Below are 21126 nucleotides of genomic sequence, written 5' to 3' on the forward strand. Positions count from 1 at the left end.
ATGGATCGTTGTCCGTCGCGACGCGTTAGTGTAGCCACTTCATCCAGAACCCAAAACGAGGCACCCTAGCGACACCCCAGCAGAATGAAAACGCTTTCAACCGTGTCGGTCGCCGCTCCTGCGGGGCAAGCCGGTCGCTCGTTCATTGATTCAGATTCAGGTCGTGCGCACGTCCCGGCTCGATCGTGATCGTTTGCTGATGCAGCGCTCGAATGCGAGCTCCCCCATTGCCAATGGGCACCGGGGAAGCCTGCAGTTGAACGGAGTAGCTGCCTGAGGGCAGGTTTCGAAAAACAACGGGGGTTCCCTGGGCCAGTTTTTGTGTTTCGCTGTCGAACGCCAGATCGACCGCATTGGGGCCGTTGGTGTAGTCCGTCGCTCGAAGCGAGACGGAATCGGCCTCGGGCCACTCCTCCAAATCCAAGTCGACCGTCAGGCTGGCGGGGGCTTCGGCTTGGACGACCAGGTCCGTGAGTTCGAAGTCGGAAAAGGTCCGCATGTTCGAATACCGTTGCGGCATCAAATCCGGTCCAAAGTAAAACAGTTCCAGCCAGGGTGTTTCTTTCCTGACGCCGGTGAACTCGAAGCGACCGTTGGCGTCGCTAGCGGTTTTCAGTAACTGCAAGCATTGATCTCGGTTCTCGATGTCGTCGCGACGGAGCAATCCCCAGTGATAGTAACGCCAGCCCTGCATTCTGCCATTTTTCATCGGTTGCGGGATGGCACTGCCGACCAGCAAACGTACCGACGCACCCGCAATCGGATTCCCATCGGCATCGAGCAGTTGGCCAGCAACGGTGTGGAAATTTTCTGGCCGCATGCGTTTCAGAGGCACCTCCAGCACCTCGGCCAAGTCGGGCGATCGAATTTCGACCCTTTTCACAATCTTGGTTTCGTAACCGTCCGCGGAAACGATCAATTTGTACGGCGTGCCCGGAGTTTGACCGTCCAGGCGAAACTCCTTTTGGGTGCCTTGGATGTTTTCACCCTGACGCATCAGACTTGCTGGGATTCCGCCAGGACGAGGATCGCCAGCACGGCGGTCTTCGCAAAATCCGAGTTTGACATTGAAGCTGGCAATGGGGGCGTTCGTGCCCTCCTCCACCGCACGGGCGATCAGGACGCCGGCCGTTTGCAGCTGAAACTCAAACTCTTCGTCCGTGACTTGTACGAGAAGGTTGCGAACGGGGGCAAACTTCTTCGACGAGGAAAAGGTCAGTGTGGTTTGAGAGGCCAACCCTCGAATTTCGTACTTGCCATCGGCATCGGTTTGAACCCGGCCACCCAACCCATTGAACGCGGTTTCGCCGCCATCGTAATAGACGTTCAAATTGGATGCTGGATCTCCATTGGGAAGAATCACTTGGCCGCGAAGCGTCTTGCCTGGTTGAAGGTTGACCGTGATTTGCGATGGTGATTCGATGGTTCCAGGATCGACTTTCGTCTGCACAGCGATGTAACCATCTGCCTTGACCGTCACCTGGCAACCTGCGAATCCCGTGTACAAATCTTGCAGCAGGCAAACCCCTTCTTCGTCGGTCTCGCCGGATCGAACATCGGCAGAACTGTTTCCTCGGTTCGTGAGTTTCGCAGCCGGGAAAGGTTCGTCGTTCTCGTCAAGCACCGTGACTCGGACGTCGCCGCCATAGCGGCGTTTCAGCATCACAAAGTCGGCGGGAGTCGATCCTTCGGCCGAAGTCACCGCGCATTCATGGCTGCCGCGAATGTAACCGTCTTTCGAAGCAGAGAGACGAAACGTTTTGCCGAGGGGCAAGTTGTCCAGCTCGAATTCGCCAGCCGCATTGGTGACAGTCGATCCGTAGCTGGGTTCCATGGCAGCGGACGAGCTGCTGATCGAAACCTTGGCGTCGGCAACGGGTTGCTCGTCACCGTCTCGCAAGACGCCTGTCAACTCACCGCCAGGTTCCAAGTCAAATCGCAGCGGGAGGACGGTTCCGAGTTCCTGCCGAGATGTCTTGAGGAACTTCGTGGCGTAGTCATCGGCTCGGACAATGAAGTACCAGTCTGACATCGCCAAGTTTCGCGGCTTCGCCAGGCCATCGTCGTCGGTGATGTATTCGCGAACGATGTCGGTCCAACCAAATGAAATCCTTGCGCCGGGGATCGGTTGTTTGGTTTTCAAGTCGTGCACTGTGACGTCGTAACCACAACCCGGGTGCAGTTTCAGTTCGATGTCGCTGGGATCGCTCGGCGGTTCCGCTTGCACGTGGAGGACCACACCTCGCAGTTTCTCTGGCAAGGTCGTGAGTTGATCAGTCTCCGCCCACAAGCGATGCCTGCCCACGGAAACGTTGTCAAACTGAAACGTCCCGTCCGATTGGGATGGCGTGGTCAAGGGATGGGTGGGCAAGCGGAATGAGCGCCCGTTGCTTTCCAGAAGAAAGACGGTTGCGCCGCTGGATGGACTGCCGTCCGGCATGCGGATGGTGCCTGAGACCGTTGGACCGCTGACAAGCGGCGGGTCTTTGGCAGTTGTGTCCTGGGCTTGGATGGACGCCCAGCAGATGCTCGCGAAGCAAGCGAAGATGAGCCACACACTTGGGGTGCAGATCGTTGTGTTTTTGTGGCGCATGGCCGACCTCGATGATTCCAGTGGACGAACGCGAACGATCGCCATTGGTTTTATCGATCCCCGACACGGGACGCAAATTTTGGTCGCCAGAAATGTTGCGATGGTCCCGAGTGGCGGTCACGAACGCGATCACTGAGGAGGGCACAGGCCAACGAAAAAACGCCCTTCATGCGAGCGGGTTCGCATGAAGGGCGTCGAGGCGGGGTGGCACAGAGGCCCTTCAAAGTTGGTCTTAGACCAACTCCTTCTTTGCTCCGACGAGGGTTCGCAAACGTTCTGCCAACAAGTGGGCGTCGAACGGTTTTTTGAACGTCTCGTTGATGCTGCTGCGATCGAAGCTCATTGGTTGACCATCATCTGGCAACAACGCAATCAACACGATATCGGTGAAATCGATGTTCTTTCGCAGGTTTTGACAAATCTGAACCGCTTCGATCTTGCCGATCGAGAAGTCCACGATGATGCAGTCAGGGTTGAAGCTTTCGGCTTGAATTCCCGCTTCAAATCCGCTGGCTGCAACAGCGACTTTGAACGATTTCTCGGGTGGCAATTCACGCTTCAGGTTCTCAATGAGAACTTGGTCCTGGGCGACGATCAGGCACTTTGCCATCGCTTCGTCTTCCAGGTCGCCCAAGGGCATACCATGCTCTTTCAAGAATTTAATCAAATACTCCCGCGGGATCCGGCGATCTTGCGATCCAGGAATGCGGTAGCCTTTCAAACGCCCCGAATCGAACCATTTACTAACAGTTCGTGGGGCAACTTTACAGATCTTGGCGACCTGTCCAGTTGTGAAGACCTTCATACTAGGTGCTCCAAAACGCCTCGTTGATTCTTCCCTTGGAACAATGGTGCGTCGGTAACCATTGCTCCTGTGGCCCTTCTTTCGCTCTCCGTTCTCATCCACACGCTCTCAACGAAAATCTCGTTGGGAACCAATCTGTTCACGGTGGGTCGTGCTTCGATTGATGATGGTTGAGGTTGTCAAACGCTGGGTCTGGGCCTGCCGGCTCGCGTCCTGCTGAACGCTTTCCGATTCGGGATTCTCGCGATGAAAATGTAATGAGTCTGTTCAAACGACTGCATGGGCATGCAATCGGCGGGAAGAACCATAGAAAGCCCGCAAGTGACACTCGGCCCAGCGTTCCGCAACATCGCACTCGTTTCATTTCCCCCAGCGTCATCCTGACGTTGGGTTCATGCAATACGATTTGTTGGTGCGGAACGATCGGCTGAGATCGCCCGTTGGCAGTGCTAGGAATCACCATTGCAATCGTGGTCCGTCATCATGACGAGCCCTTCCTGCGGCGGTGAGACACCGAAGCACCTTTTCCCAGAATTCCCCCCTGGGTGTCCGGGAGCGTTTCAGCCGAAGCCAAACTGCTCCCTTCCGAGACATAGTGTCGAGTAAATCCGGGTCAACTCTTTAATGTGATTCATCACGAACAATCACTATCAGCGAATCGACTGCTGGAATCACGTGTTTTGCTTGTCAACATCAATCAACATCGCCAAAAATACTTTCCCGAATCTTTTTGATTGGATGCCGGGGGTAACGGTTTGGTTCCCCAGGCCCACCCGGCTTGGGTGATGCGGCCAACCTTGTGTGGCGGAATCATCCCTGGAATCGCCAGGATCGCTTCTCAGGGCCTGGCAGGCTCTCTCAAGAGGTTTGATTGAGGTCAGTGGATCCGAATGTGCATGCCGCTTTGGTTGTGCTCATGTGGGCGGCAGCTAAAGTTGCGTGGACCCGAGGTTGGTTTGGTCAACGGGTGTTTTGACCGAGCTCGTTTTCCAATTGCCTTCGCTGTTTCGATTCCGCCATGAAACCCGAACCACGCTCGACGCATTTCAACGCTGCCGGGGAAGTCCACATGGTCGACGTGACCAGCAAAGACATCACGGTTCGCGAAGCGGTCGCGTCGGCGCTGATTCGTATGTCAGTCGCCGCCGCCGAATCGATTCGGCGTGGCGATGCCAAGAAAGGCGACGTCCTGGCAGTGGCGAGGTTGGCGGGGATCTCCGGGGCCAAGTGGACGTCGCACTTGATCCCGCTGTGCCATGCGATTCCGATTGAAGCGGTGTCCATCGACTTCGAGTGGGTGACCGAGTCCGATCCGGGGAAGGTGGCTGGGGCGGCTCGCCAATCACTCAAGTGCATCGCAGCGGCTCGGACGACAGGCAAGACCGGGATTGAGATGGAAGCGATGACGGCGGCCACCACCGCTGCCCTGACCGTGTACGACATGCTGAAATCAGTGGATCGATCAATGGAGATCGATCAGGTGCGGCTGGAGTCGAAGTCCGGCGGCAAGAGCGGCGTGTTCCAGCGAACGCCTGCTGCGGGGGAAGCCACGGCAGGCGATTCAGCCGATTGAAAAATCGCGAGGGAATTCGAGGTTGTCCTGGGAGCCGGTGTTCGGTTTAAGTCATACGGGGGTATTCAGAAACGCCCTGTCGCCGGATGATTGGCGGTTTTCAATTTCCCTTTTTTGTTTCCCTGGTCGCGTCATGGATCGGTCTGTGGTCCCTCCATCTTCAAAGTCCGCTGGTTCCAAGCGAGCGGACCAGTCCGATTCGTCCGTCCATGCGTCGGAAGGTGACATCTGTTCATCGTTGGGCTCCGGTGATTCCAGTCCTCTGCGGTCGATCTACGCTCCGATTGTGGAGTCCTTGGCGGCGGTCGATGCTCGTCTGCACCGTGAATTGCAATCGCGATACGAGGCGTTGGTGCCAGTCTTGCGTCACGGGACCCAGCTCGGTGGAAAGCGTTTGCGGCCCGCGTTGCTGCTGCTTTCGGGAGCCGCCACGCACGCCGATCGAACAGCCAAAAACCCGCTGACGACCGAGGAATCTGCCACCACCGAAGATCATGTGGTGATGGCAACGGTGGTCGAAATGGTCCACACAGCGACGTTGATTCACGACGACGTGCTGGACAAAGCCACGACTCGCCGTCACGTTCCGACCATCAACGCTCGGTGGAATGATGACACCAGCATTTTGCTGGGGGACTACCTGTTCGCTCAGAGTTTTTACCTCGCCGCGACGCTTCCCTCGACATTGGCGTGCCGTTTGGTTGGGCAGGCCGCTCAGAAGGTTTGTGAAGGCGAGCTGCGGCAGGTGCTCGGTCGTGATTGGTTGGACATCGACGAGGAAACCTATCTCGACATCATCCGTGGCAAAACGGCAGAACTGACTCGCGTGTCATGTCAGATCGGTGCCGACCTCAGTGGTGGCGATGAGCATCAAGTCGAAGCGTTCGCGCGGTTTGGCAATGATCTGGGGATCGCCTTTCAAATCGCAGATGACTTCCTTGATCTGTGGGGCGACGATGACGACGTCGGCAAGACATTGGGAACCGATCTGCAGCAAGGCAAGATCACGCTGCCGTTGATCCGTTTGCTGCGGCACGACGACACGGCGGTTGCCGCGGCGGCCTTGGAAGCGTTGCGATTGCCGCCGGAGGATCGGCTTGGCCGTGTGATGCCGCTGTTGCGGCAAAGCGATGCGGCGGACTACACGCGAAAGGTCGCGGAATCGTATCGCCGCAGTGCGATCGAAGCGATCAGTGGTTTCGCACCGTCGTCGGCGCTGGAGTCGCTGAAGACGATCGCTGACTTCGCCGTCGAGCGGAAGTTTTAGATCGGGCGTGATACCGGACCGCGAGAGGTGCATGTCACCTCAGTCCTCAACGACGTTTCAGCGCATGGAGGATGGGCACTCTTGCCCGTCAGCGTCGCCCAAGACCACCCCTCACAACCCGACGCGTGAGTTTTGAAGTTGCGGCTTTTTCGTTGAATGGCCAACGGCCTTCTTCAACATAGCCAGTGGGCAACGCCCCTGGGCCAGAAGAACACGGCCCCATTTTGGCCAACGGCCAAATTCAATCCAAAACGTGTGGCCTGATGTTGGCCGTTGGCCAACTCATTTCCCTTTGTTCTCGATTCCTGGGGCGATGCCCCAGGCTACGATAATGAAGGCCTTTGGCCAACAAAACCGAATGCAAAAACGCGTGAGCGAGGGACGCCCCAACTCCCACGACGGCCCCATCCGGGGCGAAACCCAGTCGCCAGCCACCATTTATTTTTCGAACGTCCCGTTGGGGCGTGGTACAGAACCGAAACCAACACCGCGTTGCCTCGGGTGCGCCGTGTGAAAACGCGGCGTCTGAAAACGGCACTGCCTGCGTTAGTCGTCGAAACGGCTCAGGCACAGGGTCACGTTTTGGCCGCCGAAGCCGAAGCTGTTGTTCAGCGCGTGTGTGATCTTGGCGGGGCGTGCTTCGTTGGGCACGTAGTCCAGATCGCAATCGGGGTCCGGTGTGTCTTGGTTGATGGTTGGTGGCAACACCGAATCACGAATCGCCATCAGGCAGACGATCATCTCGGTGACACCAGCGGCCGCGATCAAGTGCCCCATCATGCTCTTGGTGCTGCTGACGGGCGTCTGCTCCGCGTTGTCGCCGAACACTTCGCGACAGGCTTTGGTCTCGACGCGATCGTTGACTTTGGTGCTGGTTCCGTGAGCGTTGACGTAATCGATGTCGGATGGATTCAGTCCCGCGTCGGCAATTGCCATTCGCATGGACGCGATTCCACCGTGGCCATCGGGCGGAATGTCAGTGATGCGATACGCGTCGGCGGTGGTTCCGTAACCCGCGACTTCACCGTAGATCGTCGCGCCACGTTGTTTGGCGGATTCGAGTTCTTCGAGCACAACCATGGCGGAGCCCTCGCCCAGCACGAAGCCGTTGCGGCCCGCGTCGAAGGGGCGGCTGGCTTTGGTGGGATCGTCGTTGCTCTCGCTCAGTGCAGTCAGCAAGTTGAATCCGGTCACGCCGAACGGGTGAATCATGCTGTGAGTTCCGCCGGCCAGCATCGCATCGGCTTCGCCGCGGCGGATGATTTCGGTGGCTTCGCCGACCGCTTGGCTGCTGGCCGCACAGGCGGTCAAGCAGTTGAAGTTCGGGCCTTGGGCGTTGAAGCGAGCGGCCAAGTGAGCCGCTGGCATGTTGGGTTCTTGTTCCAGTTCTTTGGCTGGATCGAGCAAGCTCAACCCCGCGGCGATGAACTTGGTTGGGTCGTAGGATCCGTCGGCCAGAGCCGCGACCATCATTTTACTGAACGTGTTGAAGTCCTGGTTGCCTTCACCACTGCCCAGGTAGACGCCCATCCGTGTGGGATCTTTGATCGCTGACAGCACACCACTGTCATTCATCGCTTGTGTGGCAGCGGCGATGGCGAACTGGGTGTGGCGACCGCGTTGGACGTGCTTTGAGCCGTCTTCCACCGCTTGAGTGATGTCCCAGTTCTTGATTTCCGCACTGATTTGCGTGGGGAAACCGCTGGCGTTGAACAGCGTCGTGGGCGCAACGCCGCTACCGCCTGCTTGCAGACCAGACCAAACGGTGGCGACATCCCAACCCATGGGGTTGATCATACCGATCCCGGTGACGACGACTCGGCGACGCGACGACATGGATGTTTACAGATTTTCGTGAAAGGGAATCGGTTCTCCGTCAGCCGTGACGGCGACGTGAAAGAAGTTCATCATTCGCATCATGGCCAGCAAATCGCCTGGATTGAAAAGCGGTCCGTCGATCAGGTGGCCTTCTTCGAGGAAGGCAAACATCAGGTCGACTTCGGCTTGCAGCACACCATCGCAGTGGCTGGTGCCAGTGACGGTTGCGCCGCTGTCTTGGGTGCGTTCCAGTTTGACATGGTACTGAAGTGAGTCGCCAGGTCGGGCTGGTGCATAGTACTTGGCGCTGCCCACTTTGGCCAAAACGACCCGTTTGGTGAAGCCAAATTTCTCGTGCACCAGGATCCCGCCCAATTGAGCGAGACCCTCGATAATCAGAGTTGGCGGAAGCATCGTGTAGCCGAGGCAGTAATTGTCAACGACCTCTTCGTCCAGCGCGACGTTCTTCACGCCGGACGCATGAGAGCCGCTCACAAATTCGGTGAAGCGATCCACCCAAAACCATCGCATGGCAGGCTGCCTTCGGTTGTTACGCGGATGCTTACTGGTTGACTTTACTGTTGACGTAATTGCACAAGTCGCCAACGGTCAGCAGGTTGCCGAAGTCTTGGACCCGTGGGTTTTCTTGGAACTTCGAGAGGTCGGCCCAAGGCATCCGTTTCTTCAGTTCGGCCATTCCGTCCGCGGTGACAACACCGTCTTGGACGTATTGGCTGTTTGTCAGAATGTCTTCGGGTGACAGTTCTTCACGAGGGATTTGGATGTCGAAAGCTTTTTCGAGCTTGAACACGATATCCAGGAAGTCGATGGATTCGGCGCCGAGGTCGCCCACCAAAGTGGCTTCGCGAGTGGCTTCGTCGTCGTCGACACCCAATGCGTCAACGAGAGCTTCTTGGACTTTGGTGAAAATTTCGTCTTCTGAGAGCGCCATCGTGCGTTCCTAATCCTAAGTGTGTTTCAAACAGAGTGAGGGGTCATGGTCGGCGAAATGTTCTCGCCGGGACGACGCAGGGCCATCGCGGCGGGGGAGTCGCTGAACAGGGAAAAAAATTGCTCGCGAGAGAGTCTTTGAACGTCCGCGTCGGTACCAAGATGTTCCGGGTCGCCACTAGAGCAGCTCTCAAGGATCAAACGGGCTGAAACGGTCGTCCGGTCGCCTTTGCGAGCTTTGGCTTTGACAATCGTCAACGCTCCGTCGCGTTTGAAGATCTCCGCTTCCACCGTCAGCGTCTCACCGGGGGACAGAAAATCACCAAATTTGACGCTCTTGGCTTCTCGTAGAAGGACCAAAGCGGAATCAAAATCGGGCGACATTCGGACCAACCACACGGCAGCTTGATGCAATGCTTCGAGCATCATCACGCCGGGCATGACGGGGAATCGGGGGAAATGGTCGGCGAGGTACTCTTCGTCTGCCGCCAAAGTTCGTTCACCGACCAAGCGTTGGCCGGGCGTCAGTTCGGTAATTCGGTCGATTTGGCAGTATTTCATGCCGCGTAACTTAGTACCCCGCCCAAAACGCCTCAACCACAGAATCGGTACAGAATGGCACTCAAACGCCCGATTCGGCCAAATTTGTTTGCCCAGACGCTCACATGCGGGTGCTGGTGCCCTTGGTGAGGGCCATGAAGGCCGATTCCAGGTCCAATTCTTCTTCGGCAAATCGCTTCAAGCCGATGCCGTTTTCGATCAACAACTTGGGCAATTCGCTGTAGTCATCCGTGTCGCTGTTCAAGATCACTCGCACGGCATCGTCGCCCGGCTGAGTCGACTGGACCAAGGGGTGACCCTCGAAAAGCTCGGCGATTCGGGCCATTTGTTCACGTTGGCTGGGTTGGATGATCAGCACCGTGTGTTCGCGGACCATGCGAATCACCTCGGTCACGCGAGCGTTCTGTTTGAGTTCCCCGCGGTCGATGATGCCAACTTTGTTGCACACGTCGGCCAGTTCCGGCAGGATGTGACTGCTGACGATCACCGTTTTGCCCATTTCGCCGAGCCTGCGCAGCAGGTTCCGCATCTCGATTCGAGCTCGCGGGTCCAATCCGGAAAGCGGCTCGTCGAGCAGCAAGACTTGTGGGTCATGCAGCAGCGTTCGCGCAAGTCCCAAACGCTGGGTTTGCCCGCGTGAGAGCGTGTTGGCGTAGGCATCGCGTTTGAAGTCCAGGTCGACAACTTCCAGCATCTCATTGACGCGTTTGCGACGGGCTTCTCCGCCGATCCGGTAAGCCGCCGCGAAAAATTCGAGGTACTCGACCACCGTCATGTCGTCGTACACGCCAAAGAAGTCGGGCATGTAGCCGACCAATCGCCGGATTTCCTTGGGCTGCGTGTGGACGCTGTGGCCGCACACGTAGGCTTCACCCCAGCTGGGTTCCAGCAGTGTGGCGATGATCCGCATCGTCGTCGTTTTGCCAGCCCCGTTGGGGCCAATGAAACCGAACAAATCGCCCGCTTCCAGGTCCAAATCAATGGCGCGGATCGCGAACGCGTCGCCGTATTTTTTCGTCAGGTCAACTGTCTTGATCACGAGCCGGCACGATGCAGAACAAGGGAAACAAACGGGGGAATTCGATCAACGTCGGACTTCTTCGACCGGCAAAACCAAACGGACGTAGGAATTGGATTGCTCGGAAGTCGCAAGCGACTCAGCGGTTTGGGAGGTGCTGTCTGATTCGGCCGATTCGGAGGTCACCACCAATTCCGACCAGGGTGCTTGGCAGCGTCCAACCAACATGCAGCGGTCGGCGGTCAGCAGTGAACTGAAGTCCAGGTGGCTGAGCACCTCATTGCGAAGCACGGTGTATCGCGGTCCGCCAACGGCCTCGTGGAACATCAACATTTCGGCCAATCGCCGCGGTTGGTCGACGACGGTCACGTCCCAGGACTCACTTTCCGAAGCGCTTTCCAACGCTCGTTGCCGCGACAATTGCCAGCGGAAGTTCTTTTGGCGAAGCGAGTCAACTTCGTCAATTTGCGACCCAGCGGGGAATCGAGTGGGAAGCAGGTAAACCCAGTTTTGGTAGATCAGCATGCCGTCGAGCAAGTCGACTGGCAGTGTGTTGATGAGTTTGCCGTTGAGGAGTTCGCTGCCACGTCGCCGTTTGAGCGTCTGCTGCGGCATGTCCGTCGAAAACTGCGTCTCCAGTGCGATTGATTTGCTGCTTCGCGGTGCCAGGTGCATGCCTGCGATTTGGCTGCTCAGGGGCGATGCGGGATCGGTTTGACTCAGCAACACGCTGCAGGATTTTCCGGACGATTCGATTTGAATCCCGCCCATCGAGAGGCTCGGCGTTCCAAACGGCGCCAAGACTTGGTGATGGAACTTGTCCGCGACCGCTTGGGTTTCGGCGGTGGTTCGAGTCGCGATCCGAACGCGGTTGGATGGATGCGAGTAGACGAACGCCCAGCGAAACAAACGGCCAAATCCAGATTCGGCATCGATGTCCACGAACTCAATCGAGTTGGTCCGCAACAACGCGTCGTCAGCGGCAGACGGAGCGGTCTCAGACACATCGGTGGTGCCGGTTCCCGCAGCGATTCGCGGTTGAGCGGCCATCCAAAGGCCGATCGACAACGCCACCGAAACCACGGGGAAGGTCAGCCAACCGATCCAGGCACGCTGGTTGAATTTTCGCATCAGCAGGTAGTCCAGCGGGCCGACCAAGGCGATCAACAGGCCGATGATCACTGCCAGAACCGCAAAGCTGAACGGTCGTTTGAGCTCGAAACGATCCAGTGTGGCACGAGTTTGACCGGCGAGGTCAGCGAAGCCGCTGAGCCGAATGCTTTCGCTGACGTTGTCTTCGTCCGCATGCCGAAGGGAGTCGCCAATCAGCAGCATGACCAAGTCCATCCGCTGCGGCCACTCGGCGAAATCAGGGGACTCCAAGTCGGCGGCGAGCACCGTGATTCGGCCAAATCCAGACACGTAACGAACCGCGAACGGGAGACTGACCCGGCGGCTGGTGCGGCCGGTGATCAGCATTTCGCCAACGCCATCGCGGCCAAACGTCTTGGGAAGTTGCAGGCCTTCGAATGGGGGCAGTCGCGTTTGGCTGCTGGTGAAGGTTTCCAGGCCGGATGGATCGAGACGTGTGGTTTCAGCGGTGGCCACGGGACTGGGGAGCAAGTCCGCCAGCCAGTCTGCGGTTTCCAGCAGGGATTCGGCTTTCTCGCCCAATGTCAGCAGGACTTCCCCGCCGTTTTGGACCCATTGTGAGATCGCGGTTCGCTGCGAGGGACTCAGTTCTTTCAGAATCGGAATGCCGGCCGCATTGACCACCAAGAGGTCGATGCCGTCCAGCGCCAACGCATGATCCGGGACCGCTGCGGGGTCTTGAATGCGGGTCACCGCGACAGAGGCTTCCCGCCCCAGCAACTCATTCACGCCGACAGTGTCGATGCCCAAGGTGTCGCCAAAGACCATCACCCAAGGCATGCCCAAAGGAATCATGGAGGGTCCGTTGGCCGGAACACCCAGTTCAGGCAACCGCGTCCGGACCAGGATCTGATCGCCGGATCGAACGATGATCGGAGCCGCTTCGCTGCCGGGAATGACGAGTGCAAACGGCGAGTCGTCGGAAAGGCTGGGTTGTTCATAGGTGACCACCGCGCCGTCACCGTCGACGGTTTCAATCACCAGATCAGTGAGTTGTTCGACCGGAATCGCCTTGCCAAAGGTCGATTCCGCTTCCCAGGGTTTCAGTCGAATCGCAGTCCACTGCCCGGGACGGTAATGTCCTTGGATGCCTGCCCAATTGGCCTGCATGCTGGGGGAAACGGATTCCTGTGCGTGGCTGTTGGTCGCGAGGAGGCACGGCACCAGGACCAGAAAAAAGGCCCGCAAAGTCGCTCGAATGGGGCCAGTGGTTCGGTGCAGAGAGAATGGATTCCCGTGGGTCATGGTTTTTCACTCAGGCTGCATTCGCACTGAAATCGGCCACAACCTGGGCATCCGTTGCCGTATTTCTTTGCCAAGGCGTCCGCCAGGTCGATGTCGGCCACATTCGCGATCGTGAACAGCCACGCGATGACGTCGGCAAATTCCTCGGCCAGGTTTTCTCGGTCATCCCCCCGAAGGGCGGAGGCGAGTTCCCCGACCTCTTCCATCAGCCACATGAACGTGCCGTCCACACCGCGCGCGACGTCTTTGTCGTAATACATGCGGTGGATGTGCTGTTGCAGATCCGCGATCGAGAGATCTTTGCTGGGAGACGTCATGAATGAGGTCGGGCGGAGAAGGCGGAATTCGGCAAAGCCGAGCGGAAGATTGAATTCGAAATTGCGGATCAGGCTACTTGGAAGCTCGAAACACGCAAAAAATCTGGGTTCGATCGATTCAGATGATAGGCCAATTCGGCTGGGAGGCGTATTCTAGCGACCCGAATCGGAACCGCGAGGCACCTTGGCATGCCTCCTTCTTGTGTCACGCTGTCCCCTTCCGTTCCACCAAACTTCGGCCCACTTGCAACCAGTCGCATGGAATCCAGTTCGAAACCCGAAGTCTCTCCAACGCCTTCCGCCCCCTCGGCGAACTCAAAACCGGCCAAGCTGAACTCGTACCCGTTCTACAGCCCGCGTTTTTGGCACGGGATGCGTCCAGCCGCATGGTGGCGGTTGCTGCGGAGTGGCAACTTCGAAATCAGCCCTTCGCGAATCCCGATGGTGATCAGCGTTTCGCTGACAACGTTCATCAACACGTTGTTGACGTGTCTGCAGAACGTTTTGTTCGCGCGGCGGCTGCGAGAAGCGGAATTGCACGGGCCCCCGGTTTTCATCGTGGGGCACTGGCGAAGCGGCACCACGCTGCTGCACGAATTGATGGTCCGTGACGAACGGTTCAGCAGCCCCTCGACATTCCAGTGCTTTGCGCCCTCGCATTTTTTGGTGACCCAGTGGTTCTTCCGGAAATTCGCGAGTTGGTTGCTGCCGGGCAAACGGCCGATGGACAACATGGACGCCGGTTGGGACCGTCCCCAAGAGGATGAGTTTGCGCTGATGAACTTGGGGCTACCCTCGCCTTACCGTCGGATCGCGTTTCCACGGCAACAACAGGTCAACATGGAGTACTTGGACCTGAATGACATCACCGAGGAAGAGCGAGAAACCTGGTTGTCGACGCTGCGTTCGTTCCTGTTGCGAGTCAGCGTTTCAACGAATCGACCGCTGGTGATCAAAAGTCCCACCCACACCGGCCGGATCGGTCATCTGGCTCGCGCGTTCCCGCAAGCCAAGTTTGTTCACATCACTCGCGATCCCAGGTCGCTGTTTCCGAGCACCTGCCGGTTGTGGCGAAGCTTGGACGAGGTGCAATCCTTGCAAACCAGCAAGGAAGAAGGCTTGGACGAGTATGTGCTGACTTGTTTGACCAAAATGTACGACTCCTTCCATGCCGATCGTCAAGAAATCGATGAGCATCACATCATCGACATTCGCTACGAAGATTTGATCGCGGAACCGGTCGGCACGCTGAGGAAAATCTACGAATCGTTGCGGCTGAGTGATTTCGATACGGTCAGCGAAGACATTCAGGATTGGGCCGAGAACGAACATCGTCAGTACAAAACCAACACGCATCAGTTGGATCCCGAGCAAGAAAAACGCTTGCTGGACCGCTGGAGCGATTACTTTGACCGGTACGGCTACCGCTGATCTCTCTTCGCACTCATTGCTTGGCATTCACTGGATCGTTTGGAAAATGATGAACCGAATTTTTGCACGCTCGTCTTGTGTCTTTCCGCTGGCAGTCTGCTTGTTGGCCGGAATGATGTTTCCCGGATGCTCCTCTTCCACGACGGATTCAACGTCCGATCAGGCCGAAGCAAAAGAGACGCAGGCAACGGCCGGAAACGGTGTCGCCACCCAAGAGGCTGCATCGGATTCCACCGAAGCCTCGTTTGAGCCGCCTGTGTTTGAAGCGGATGCAGAAAAGTTGTTGGCCAGTCGTCTGCCAATCGAACGCACTGAACAGGGCTGGATTCGACTGTTCGATGGGCACACCTTGTTTGGTTGGGCGATTGGTGGCAAAGCCAACTTCCGAGTGGAAGACGAAACCATCGTGGCTGACCAAGGCGAGAATTGTTTGCTGACCACGTCGACGCAGTGGAGTGATTACGAATTGGAACTTCAGTTCCAGTGCGATGAAGACACGAACTCGGGCGTGTTTGTTCGCACGACGCTGGATCCACAAGACGTCACGGCGGATTGCTACGAAGTCAACATCGCACCGCCGTCGAACCCGTTTCCAACCGGTGGCGTGGTCGAGCGAGCAAAGGGCGAGACGTTTGACACCGACCCTGAAAAATGGCACACGATGAACATCTTGTGCGACGGGGCCACGCTACGAGTCACAATCGACGGAACCGTGACTTGCGAAATCGATGACGCGACGCGGCCCACCACCGGTTACATCGGTTTGCAGCATCGCGACGGCCGAATCGCTTTCAAGAACATTCAGTTGCGTCCGTTAGGACTGAAGAATCTGCTGGCCGATGGCTTGGAAGGTTGGACCGTTCGGGAGGGCATGGAAGGCGAGTATCGAATCAACGACGACGGTCACTTGGTGGTCGATGGCGGCAAGCAACAGCTTGAGACAAACGCTGTGTTCGGTGACTTTGTGATGTTGGCCGATTACAAAATGGACGATCCGAAATCCAACTCGGGGTTGTTCTTTCGTGCCATTCCAGGCGACGAAATGATGGGTTACGAGTGCCAGGTCAGCAACGAGCTGGTCGATGGCAACCCGCTGAAGCCCGCGGATTGTGGTGCCGGTGGGATCTTCCGTCGCCAGGACGCTCGTGTGGTCGCAGGTGAACCGGAGCGTTGGAATTCAATCTTGCTGGTCGCCGAAGGCAACCACTTCGCCACTTGGGTCAATGGAATTCAGGTGACTGACATCGTTGACACTCGCAAAGCGGATGAAAACCCACGGCGTGGGCTTCGTCTGGAGCCAGGATCGATCATCGTGCAAGGTCACGACAAGACGACGCAAGCGACTTATCGTCAGATCGCGGTTGTCGATCAGGCCGCCGCAGAAGGCAGTGAATAGTGGTGGCGACGAGGCGGACACGAGGCAGGTTCGAAGCGTTTTGGGCAGTCGCGTTGCTCGCGTTGATGGCGGCAACGTTTCGGTTGTGGTTGCCAGTGAGTTGGACTGGTGCGTTTGATTACCCCGCCGTGCCTCTGTTTGATCTTGCCAACGCCGGCCTGACGGTACAAGCAAACAGTCTGGTCTCGACCGCAACCACGTTTGCGATTGTGGTTGCGTGTTGCATGATCGCAGGACGAGGTCGATCGAGGTGGATGTGGCTGGTCATCGCGGCGTCACTCGCGGTCTCGGTGGTGGTGGACCAGCATCGATTGCAGCCTTGGGTTTACCAGTCGTTTCTGTATGCGGTCTTGTTCACGCTTGCTCCGCGAAATGAGTCGGGGCAGTCGTCCGAGGCAACCTTTCGTTTGATTCGGCTGCTGACGATCAGCGTGTATGTGTACAGCGCGGCAGGCAAGTTTGACTTTCAATTCTTGCACACGGTGGGGCAAGACTTCCTGCGGGCTCCGCTGCAGTGGTTGAGCGTCGATGTCTCGACGTGGCCGGTCCGAACGCGTTTGTTTACCGCAGCTGGTTTTCCGGCATTTGAGCTGTGTGTTGCGGTCGCTCTGTGCTGGCCGCGAACGCGAATGTTGGGGGTGTGGATGGCGACCGCCATGCACCTTGGTTTGCTCGCGGTGTTGTCTCCGTTGGGGTTGGGGCACAGTCCCGGCGTGATGGTTTGGAATGTCGTGATGGCAATCCAGGCGTGGTGGTTGTTTGCTGGGCCGGTCTTGGAAACCAACCGTGAGGCTGAGTTCGAGCAGCAGCCGGTGAGTTGGTTCGCTTGGGCGATCGTCATGGTGGCTTTGGTGATGCCCGTGTTTGAACGCAGAGGCTATTGGGACCACTGGTTGGCCTGGGCGTTGTATTCGCCACATAGCAGTCGGGTTTCGCTGCAGGTTCATGAATCCGCGATCGGGCGATTGCCAGAAGCCTGGCAGGTAGCAGTATCCGAAGATGAAGATTCGGATCGTTGGCACGACCTTTCGCTTGGATCGTTATCGCTGGCCCTTCGCGGTGTGCCGGCGGTTCCGCAGGCTCGGTATCAATGGGCACTTGCGAATCAGTTGATCCAGCAGAGCGGCATCGAGAACCAGGTTCGTGGCAAAGTTCAGTCCGCGTCCGACCGCTGGACGGGCGAACGGGACGAACAATGGTGGACGCGACCGGATGAATTCCAAGCGGCCGGTGAGGCGTACTGGTTGGTCCCGTAGCGGACCGAATTCGTTGCTGATTGGGATATTCGTTCACTCAGCAGCGGTTGTCTCTGGAGAGGACGTCTCGGTTGCCGGGCTCTCAATTTCATCGGCCAAGTCTTCCTCGGTCGAATCTTCATCCGCCGAGTCATTCGTGTCAGTGGCTTCGCTTTCAGGTTCTCGCAATTGAAGCACGATGGCGTCGTCGACCACTTCGATCTTGTCGAACTTCCGCAGCAGTTCCGCGGTCTCGACATCATCGTAAGCGTCTTTGGCGAGGTTCTGCTGGGAGAATCCTTCCATGAAGGCTTCGGGGATGGGTTCGCCTTTGACGCTGGCGCTGGTCAGGCGAACGACCAAGACGCCGTTGTTCATGGAGACTTCGAATTCGGCGTCGGCGTTGAAAAAGCGACCTTTGCCACCGGGAATTTGATCGGTCGGCAGGGTGACTTGGCCATACAGTCGACCCTCTTCGATGCGGACGAACGCTTTGCCGCGAAGTTCTTCGTTGGATGAGATCAAGGCGTTGATTTCTTCGCTGGTTAGGCGCAACTCACGCGGCACATCGGCCGGGACCATCGGTTGGTCCGGAGTGTCCGTCGCATCACCATCATCGTCGGTTGCGACTTCGCCATCAGGGCCTTCATCGGTGGCTTCTTCCTGCGAGCCCGATTTGACTTGGTCGCTGAAGGCATCGATTCGGGCCTGCAGCTCATCCAGGCGTGCTTCGTCCCATTCGACGACGGGAACATCGGCGGGGTGCGTGTCGGTGTACTTTTCGACTTGTCCGGTGACAAAGTAGTAAACACCAAACATGCTGGCGATCATCACGACGATCGCGACGGTCAGTGTTCCCAGGCATCCCCACACGAAGCATCCCCAACCGGATTTGTTGACGGGCTGCACCGCCGCGTCGGGATCGTTGGGGGAACCGGAATGAAACGGATCATTGAGTTGGGTCGACATGGTCAGACTTCCTTGAGTTGCAGCACCGCTTGGCGAGCGCGGCGCAAAAAGTCGGCTTTGGGTTCACCGGTTTCCAAAAAGATCGGAGCACCGATCGTGATGCATGAGAGCAATGGCACCGGCAGCACTTCACCACGCGGCAAAATTCGATTCACGTTTTCGATGTAGACGGGAACCAATTCGAGGTCCGGGCGTTTTTTGCCCAGGTAGTACAGACCGCTTTTGAAGTCGCTCATTTCTTCCCCCGCCGAGCGGCTGCCTTCGGGAAAGACGATCAGCGAATAGAGGTCGCCCATTTGCCGGATCATGATGTCAATCGGGCTTTTGTGGACCTTGATTTCTTTGCGGTCGATCAACAATGCGTTGAAGCTGCGTGCGATGTGTTCTTTGAACCAACTTCCGGTCCAATAGTCTTTCGCGGCGACCGGACGAGTCAGGGAGCGGATTTCGTGCGGCAACGCCGACCAGAGAACCACCGCATCGAGGTGGCTGGTGTGGTTGGCGAAGTAGATTCGTTGGCAGGTGTCCGGCTGGCAATCCACCCATCGAACGGTGAAGCCGCTGAACATCTTGGCGAGCAGAACGATGATGTGGCTGGTCAGTGTCATGCGACCAGTTTACTCAGCTAACCGGTACCCTCGAAGCACCCTTGATGGCAGCGGAGCGAGTTCTTGGAGCGGCTTCGGCGACAAAGGCCTGTTGGCTGGCTCGGGATTTCTCGGCAAAAATCTCATGAACGAGCGTTTGGTAGCCATCGACCATCGATTGCAGCGAACCGGTGGCTTGGACCAATTCACGACCATTTCGGCCCAATTGTGAACGCAGGTCGTCGTTCGTGAGCAATAGGTCGATCGCGGCAACGAATGAATTCACATCCTCGCTGGGAACCAATTCGCCTGTCTTGCCAGGCAGGACGGTTTCGGAAATCGAGCCCACATCGGTCGCGACCACGGGGGTCTCGCAGGCCAGAGCTTCCAGAATCGAAACCGGCGAGGCTTCGTTGAGCGAACAAAGCGTGAACACGTTCATCGCGGCGAGCAAGCGAGGCGTGTCGCTGCGGTTGCTCAGCAGGTGGACTCGGTCGGAGAGCCCGAGTTGTCCGATCAAAGGTTCGATCGTGGCTCGTTCGGGGCCCTCTCCGATGATCAGGGTGTGAAGATCGGGGTGTTGTTCACGCAGTTTGGCTGCTGCGTGAATCAACATCGAGTGATTCTTTTCACTCCGCAGGGCTGCCACGATTCCAATCAACGGAGTTTGGGGGGGCAAGCCGAGTTCTTCTCGAACGTCGGGGGAAGTGCGGCATTCAGCGGAGGGATGAAAACGCTCGCAATCGATTCCGTTGCGAATGACACGGACCTTGTTGGCGGGGAATTTTTCGAACGTGCGAAGGAATTCGCCGTGTGATTCGGCAACCCCGATGAATGCGTCGGTGATCTGGGTCAGCAACCGATTCAAGCGTCCAACCCCGTCGGGCCAACCCGTGGAATGTAACGCGGATGCGATCACCGGCACGCCGGCCAACTTCGCGGCCAAGCGTCCCCAGAACATCTTGTCACCGGCACCCACGGTGATCACAGCGTCGGCGTTTCGCTTCCGCAGCAAGCGTGCCAGTCGTGGCAGCACCGCGATGTCGTACTTACCGCCAATGAGGTCGCTGTGAACGGGGAACTCGTTTGCAATTTCCGTTCCGAGTGGTCCGGGTTCCTTCAGGCAAATGACTTCGGGTTGGATCACGGTGGGATCCATTCGACGCATCAAGTTCACCAGCAGCGTTTCAGCGCCGCCAACCGGCATGCTGGTGATAACAAACATGCATTTCAACGGTCGCTGAAGGGATTGAGAAAACGAATTCATGAGAAAGCAAGTTCGGGGTGGCGAATGTTGGCAGCGACTTCGGGTTCGATGTTCAGCACATCTTGGTCTGGCAGAGTGGGCCGTCGACGATTCTTGCGTTCGTCGTAGGTCAACCAATTGCGGAGACGATTGAATTGTGGGTCCCCGTGGAAGCGTCGGATGTGAAAGGAGTCATCGCCGATCAAGTTGTACGCGCCATAGGCACTGCAGATCCCTTTCAGCCCGCACTGCCGGGCGGTTTCGATGACAGCCGGACGCATTTGTTGTGGCAAACCGAATGGAACGGCGAGGTAGCGAACCGGTCGGTCAATCATCTCTTCCAAGTTGTCTTTCGCTTCGACAATTTCTCGGTTCAGCTCTTCGGTTGTGTGAACCCGGTTGAAATCAACATGGTTGGCCGTGTGCAGTCCGATCTCGATGCCGCTGTCAGCGGCGGCTTTGATTTGTTCGATGGTGTTGATTGGCAAAGGGCGACCCAGGCGAAGGTCGTGCTCAAAGGGGTGTCCGTGACGAACGTTTTCAGTGGTCACGAAGTACGTGCAAGGGATCCGGTGCCGGATCATCAGCGGCAGTGCGAATTCGCAGTTCTCGGAATATCCGTCGTCGAAGGTGAATGAAACCGCCGGCCGAGGCGAGTGGCCTGTGTCGAGCCGATGCTGCACTTCCTGCAGCGAGATCAATTCGAAATGGTCGCGGCAGTAGTCGACTTGGCGTTCAAAGTCTCGCTTCGAAATTGTCCACGGATTGATCGGCTCGTCGGCGACCCGGTGATAGAACAGCACCGACATCGGAGCCTGGTTCTGTTCAGACATGCGTTTCAACTGTCGACGTCTCCATGGCGTTTGAATAGCCAACCGTGTGGAGATCGCGAGGGAACGGAGCAATTGCATGGTGTCTTGGGCGGTGAGCGTGGGGAAGCTTTGGCAAACGCTACGATGCCA

Annotated in this window: 19 protein-coding genes; 6 read left to right on the forward strand and 13 right to left on the reverse strand. The window is 57.4% G+C overall.

Translation table 11 applies throughout. The features are described from left to right. Positions 1 to 142: 142 nt before the first annotated feature. The gene (locus tag PSR62_RS09235; RefSeq protein ID WP_274407491.1) at positions 143 to 2356 is read right to left on the reverse strand and encodes an MSCRAMM family protein; all 2214 of its coding nucleotides are present in this window, start codon (positions 2354 to 2356) and stop codon (positions 143 to 145) included. Between the two features lie 31 nt (positions 2357 to 2387). Between PSR62_RS09235 and PSR62_RS09240 the strand changes: the two genes are divergently transcribed. Then, positions 2388 to 2729: a hypothetical protein gene (locus PSR62_RS09240; RefSeq protein ID WP_274407492.1), complete on the forward strand. Its 342-nt coding sequence runs from the start codon at positions 2388 to 2390 to the stop codon at positions 2727 to 2729. Between the two features lie 96 nt (positions 2730 to 2825). Here PSR62_RS09240 and PSR62_RS09245 read toward each other — a convergent pair whose 3' ends face one another. Beyond that, entirely contained in the window at positions 2826 to 3398 is a 573-nt protein-coding gene (locus tag PSR62_RS09245; RefSeq protein WP_007329551.1) for a helix-turn-helix domain-containing protein, read from the reverse strand. Positions 3399 to 4416: 1018 nt separating this feature from the next. On the opposite strand from PSR62_RS09245, the gene moaC reads away from it, so the two are divergent. Beyond that, positions 4417 to 4971 (forward strand): cyclic pyranopterin monophosphate synthase MoaC, encoded by a 555-nt coding sequence (gene moaC / locus PSR62_RS09250; RefSeq protein ID WP_274407493.1) that lies wholly within the window; start codon positions 4417 to 4419, stop codon positions 4969 to 4971. A 145-nt stretch (positions 4972 to 5116) separates the two neighbouring features. Further along, on the forward strand, positions 5117 to 6238 hold the full coding sequence (locus PSR62_RS09255) for a polyprenyl synthetase family protein (RefSeq protein ID WP_274407494.1): 1122 nt from the start codon (positions 5117 to 5119) through the stop codon (positions 6236 to 6238). A 546-nt stretch (positions 6239 to 6784) separates the two neighbouring features. On the opposite strand, the gene PSR62_RS09260 is transcribed toward PSR62_RS09255, so the two are convergent. The 7 genes from PSR62_RS09260 to PSR62_RS09290 all read right to left on the reverse strand — a co-directional run bounded on the left by PSR62_RS09260 (position 6785) and on the right by PSR62_RS09290 (position 13300). After that, positions 6785 to 8074 carry a beta-ketoacyl-[acyl-carrier-protein] synthase family protein gene (locus PSR62_RS09260; RefSeq protein ID WP_274407495.1) on the reverse strand — a complete coding sequence of 430 codons (1290 nt, stop codon included), beginning with the start codon at positions 8072 to 8074 and terminating at the stop codon, positions 6785 to 6787. Positions 8075 to 8080: 6 nt separating this feature from the next. Beyond that, on the reverse strand, positions 8081 to 8587 hold the full coding sequence (locus PSR62_RS09265) for a 3-hydroxyacyl-ACP dehydratase FabZ family protein (protein ID WP_274407496.1): 507 nt from the start codon (positions 8585 to 8587) through the stop codon (positions 8081 to 8083). Between the two features lie 31 nt (positions 8588 to 8618). Beyond that, entirely contained in the window at positions 8619 to 9008 is a 390-nt protein-coding gene (locus tag PSR62_RS09270; protein WP_274407497.1) for an acyl carrier protein, read from the reverse strand. Positions 9009 to 9034: 26 nt separating this feature from the next. Then, a complete protein-coding gene (locus PSR62_RS09275; RefSeq protein ID WP_274407498.1) occupies positions 9035 to 9568 on the reverse strand; it encodes a 3-hydroxyacyl-ACP dehydratase FabZ family protein in 534 nt (177 codons plus the stop codon). Between the two features lie 100 nt (positions 9569 to 9668). After that, positions 9669 to 10607, reverse strand: coding sequence for an ABC transporter ATP-binding protein (locus PSR62_RS09280; protein ID WP_274407499.1), 939 nt, complete (start codon positions 10605 to 10607; stop codon positions 9669 to 9671). Positions 10608 to 10652: 45 nt separating this feature from the next. Further along, positions 10653 to 12983 (reverse strand): hypothetical protein, encoded by a 2331-nt coding sequence (locus PSR62_RS09285; protein ID WP_274407500.1) that lies wholly within the window; start codon positions 12981 to 12983, stop codon positions 10653 to 10655. Beyond that, positions 12980 to 13300 (reverse strand): MazG nucleotide pyrophosphohydrolase domain-containing protein, encoded by a 321-nt coding sequence (locus tag PSR62_RS09290; protein WP_274407501.1) that lies wholly within the window; start codon positions 13298 to 13300, stop codon positions 12980 to 12982. The genes PSR62_RS09285 and PSR62_RS09290 overlap by 4 nt, the downstream gene beginning before the upstream one ends. A gap of 258 nt (positions 13301 to 13558) precedes the next feature. On the opposite strand from PSR62_RS09290, the gene PSR62_RS09295 reads away from it, so the two are divergent. From PSR62_RS09295 to PSR62_RS09305, 3 genes are read left to right on the forward strand one after another with little or no spacing between them, the layout of a single operon-like run. Further along, positions 13559 to 14731: a sulfotransferase family protein gene (locus tag PSR62_RS09295; protein WP_274407502.1), complete on the forward strand. Its 1173-nt coding sequence runs from the start codon at positions 13559 to 13561 to the stop codon at positions 14729 to 14731. Between the two features lie 46 nt (positions 14732 to 14777). Further along, positions 14778 to 16127, forward strand: a complete 1350-nt coding sequence (locus PSR62_RS09300) for a 3-keto-disaccharide hydrolase (RefSeq protein ID WP_274407503.1) — start codon at positions 14778 to 14780, stop codon at positions 16125 to 16127. A 2-nt stretch (positions 16128 to 16129) separates the two neighbouring features. After that, a complete protein-coding gene (locus PSR62_RS09305) occupies positions 16130 to 17383 on the forward strand; it encodes a MauE/DoxX family redox-associated membrane protein (protein ID WP_274407504.1) in 1254 nt (417 codons plus the stop codon). A 33-nt stretch (positions 17384 to 17416) separates the two neighbouring features. Here the strand turns inward: PSR62_RS09305 and PSR62_RS09310 are convergent, their stop codons facing one another. The 4 genes from PSR62_RS09310 to PSR62_RS09325 are packed head-to-tail and all read right to left on the reverse strand — an operon-like array spanning position 17417 to position 20997. After that, positions 17417 to 18331, reverse strand: a complete 915-nt coding sequence (locus PSR62_RS09310) for a hypothetical protein (RefSeq protein WP_274407505.1) — start codon at positions 18329 to 18331, stop codon at positions 17417 to 17419. A 2-nt stretch (positions 18332 to 18333) separates the two neighbouring features. Next, the gene (locus tag PSR62_RS09315; RefSeq protein ID WP_099260035.1) at positions 18334 to 18939 is read right to left on the reverse strand and encodes a lysophospholipid acyltransferase family protein; all 606 of its coding nucleotides are present in this window, start codon (positions 18937 to 18939) and stop codon (positions 18334 to 18336) included. Positions 18940 to 18952: 13 nt separating this feature from the next. Beyond that, on the reverse strand, positions 18953 to 20143 hold the full coding sequence (locus PSR62_RS09320) for a glycosyltransferase family 4 protein (protein WP_274407506.1): 1191 nt from the start codon (positions 20141 to 20143) through the stop codon (positions 18953 to 18955). Positions 20144 to 20181: 38 nt separating this feature from the next. After that, entirely contained in the window at positions 20182 to 20997 is an 816-nt protein-coding gene (locus tag PSR62_RS09325; RefSeq protein WP_274407507.1) for a polysaccharide deacetylase family protein, read from the reverse strand. Positions 20998 to 21126: the final 129 nt, after the last annotated feature.

Origin of the sequence: Rhodopirellula sp. P2 (assembly GCF_028768465.1) — a bacterium.
In the GTDB taxonomy this organism is placed as follows: domain Bacteria; phylum Planctomycetota; class Planctomycetia; order Pirellulales; family Pirellulaceae; genus Rhodopirellula.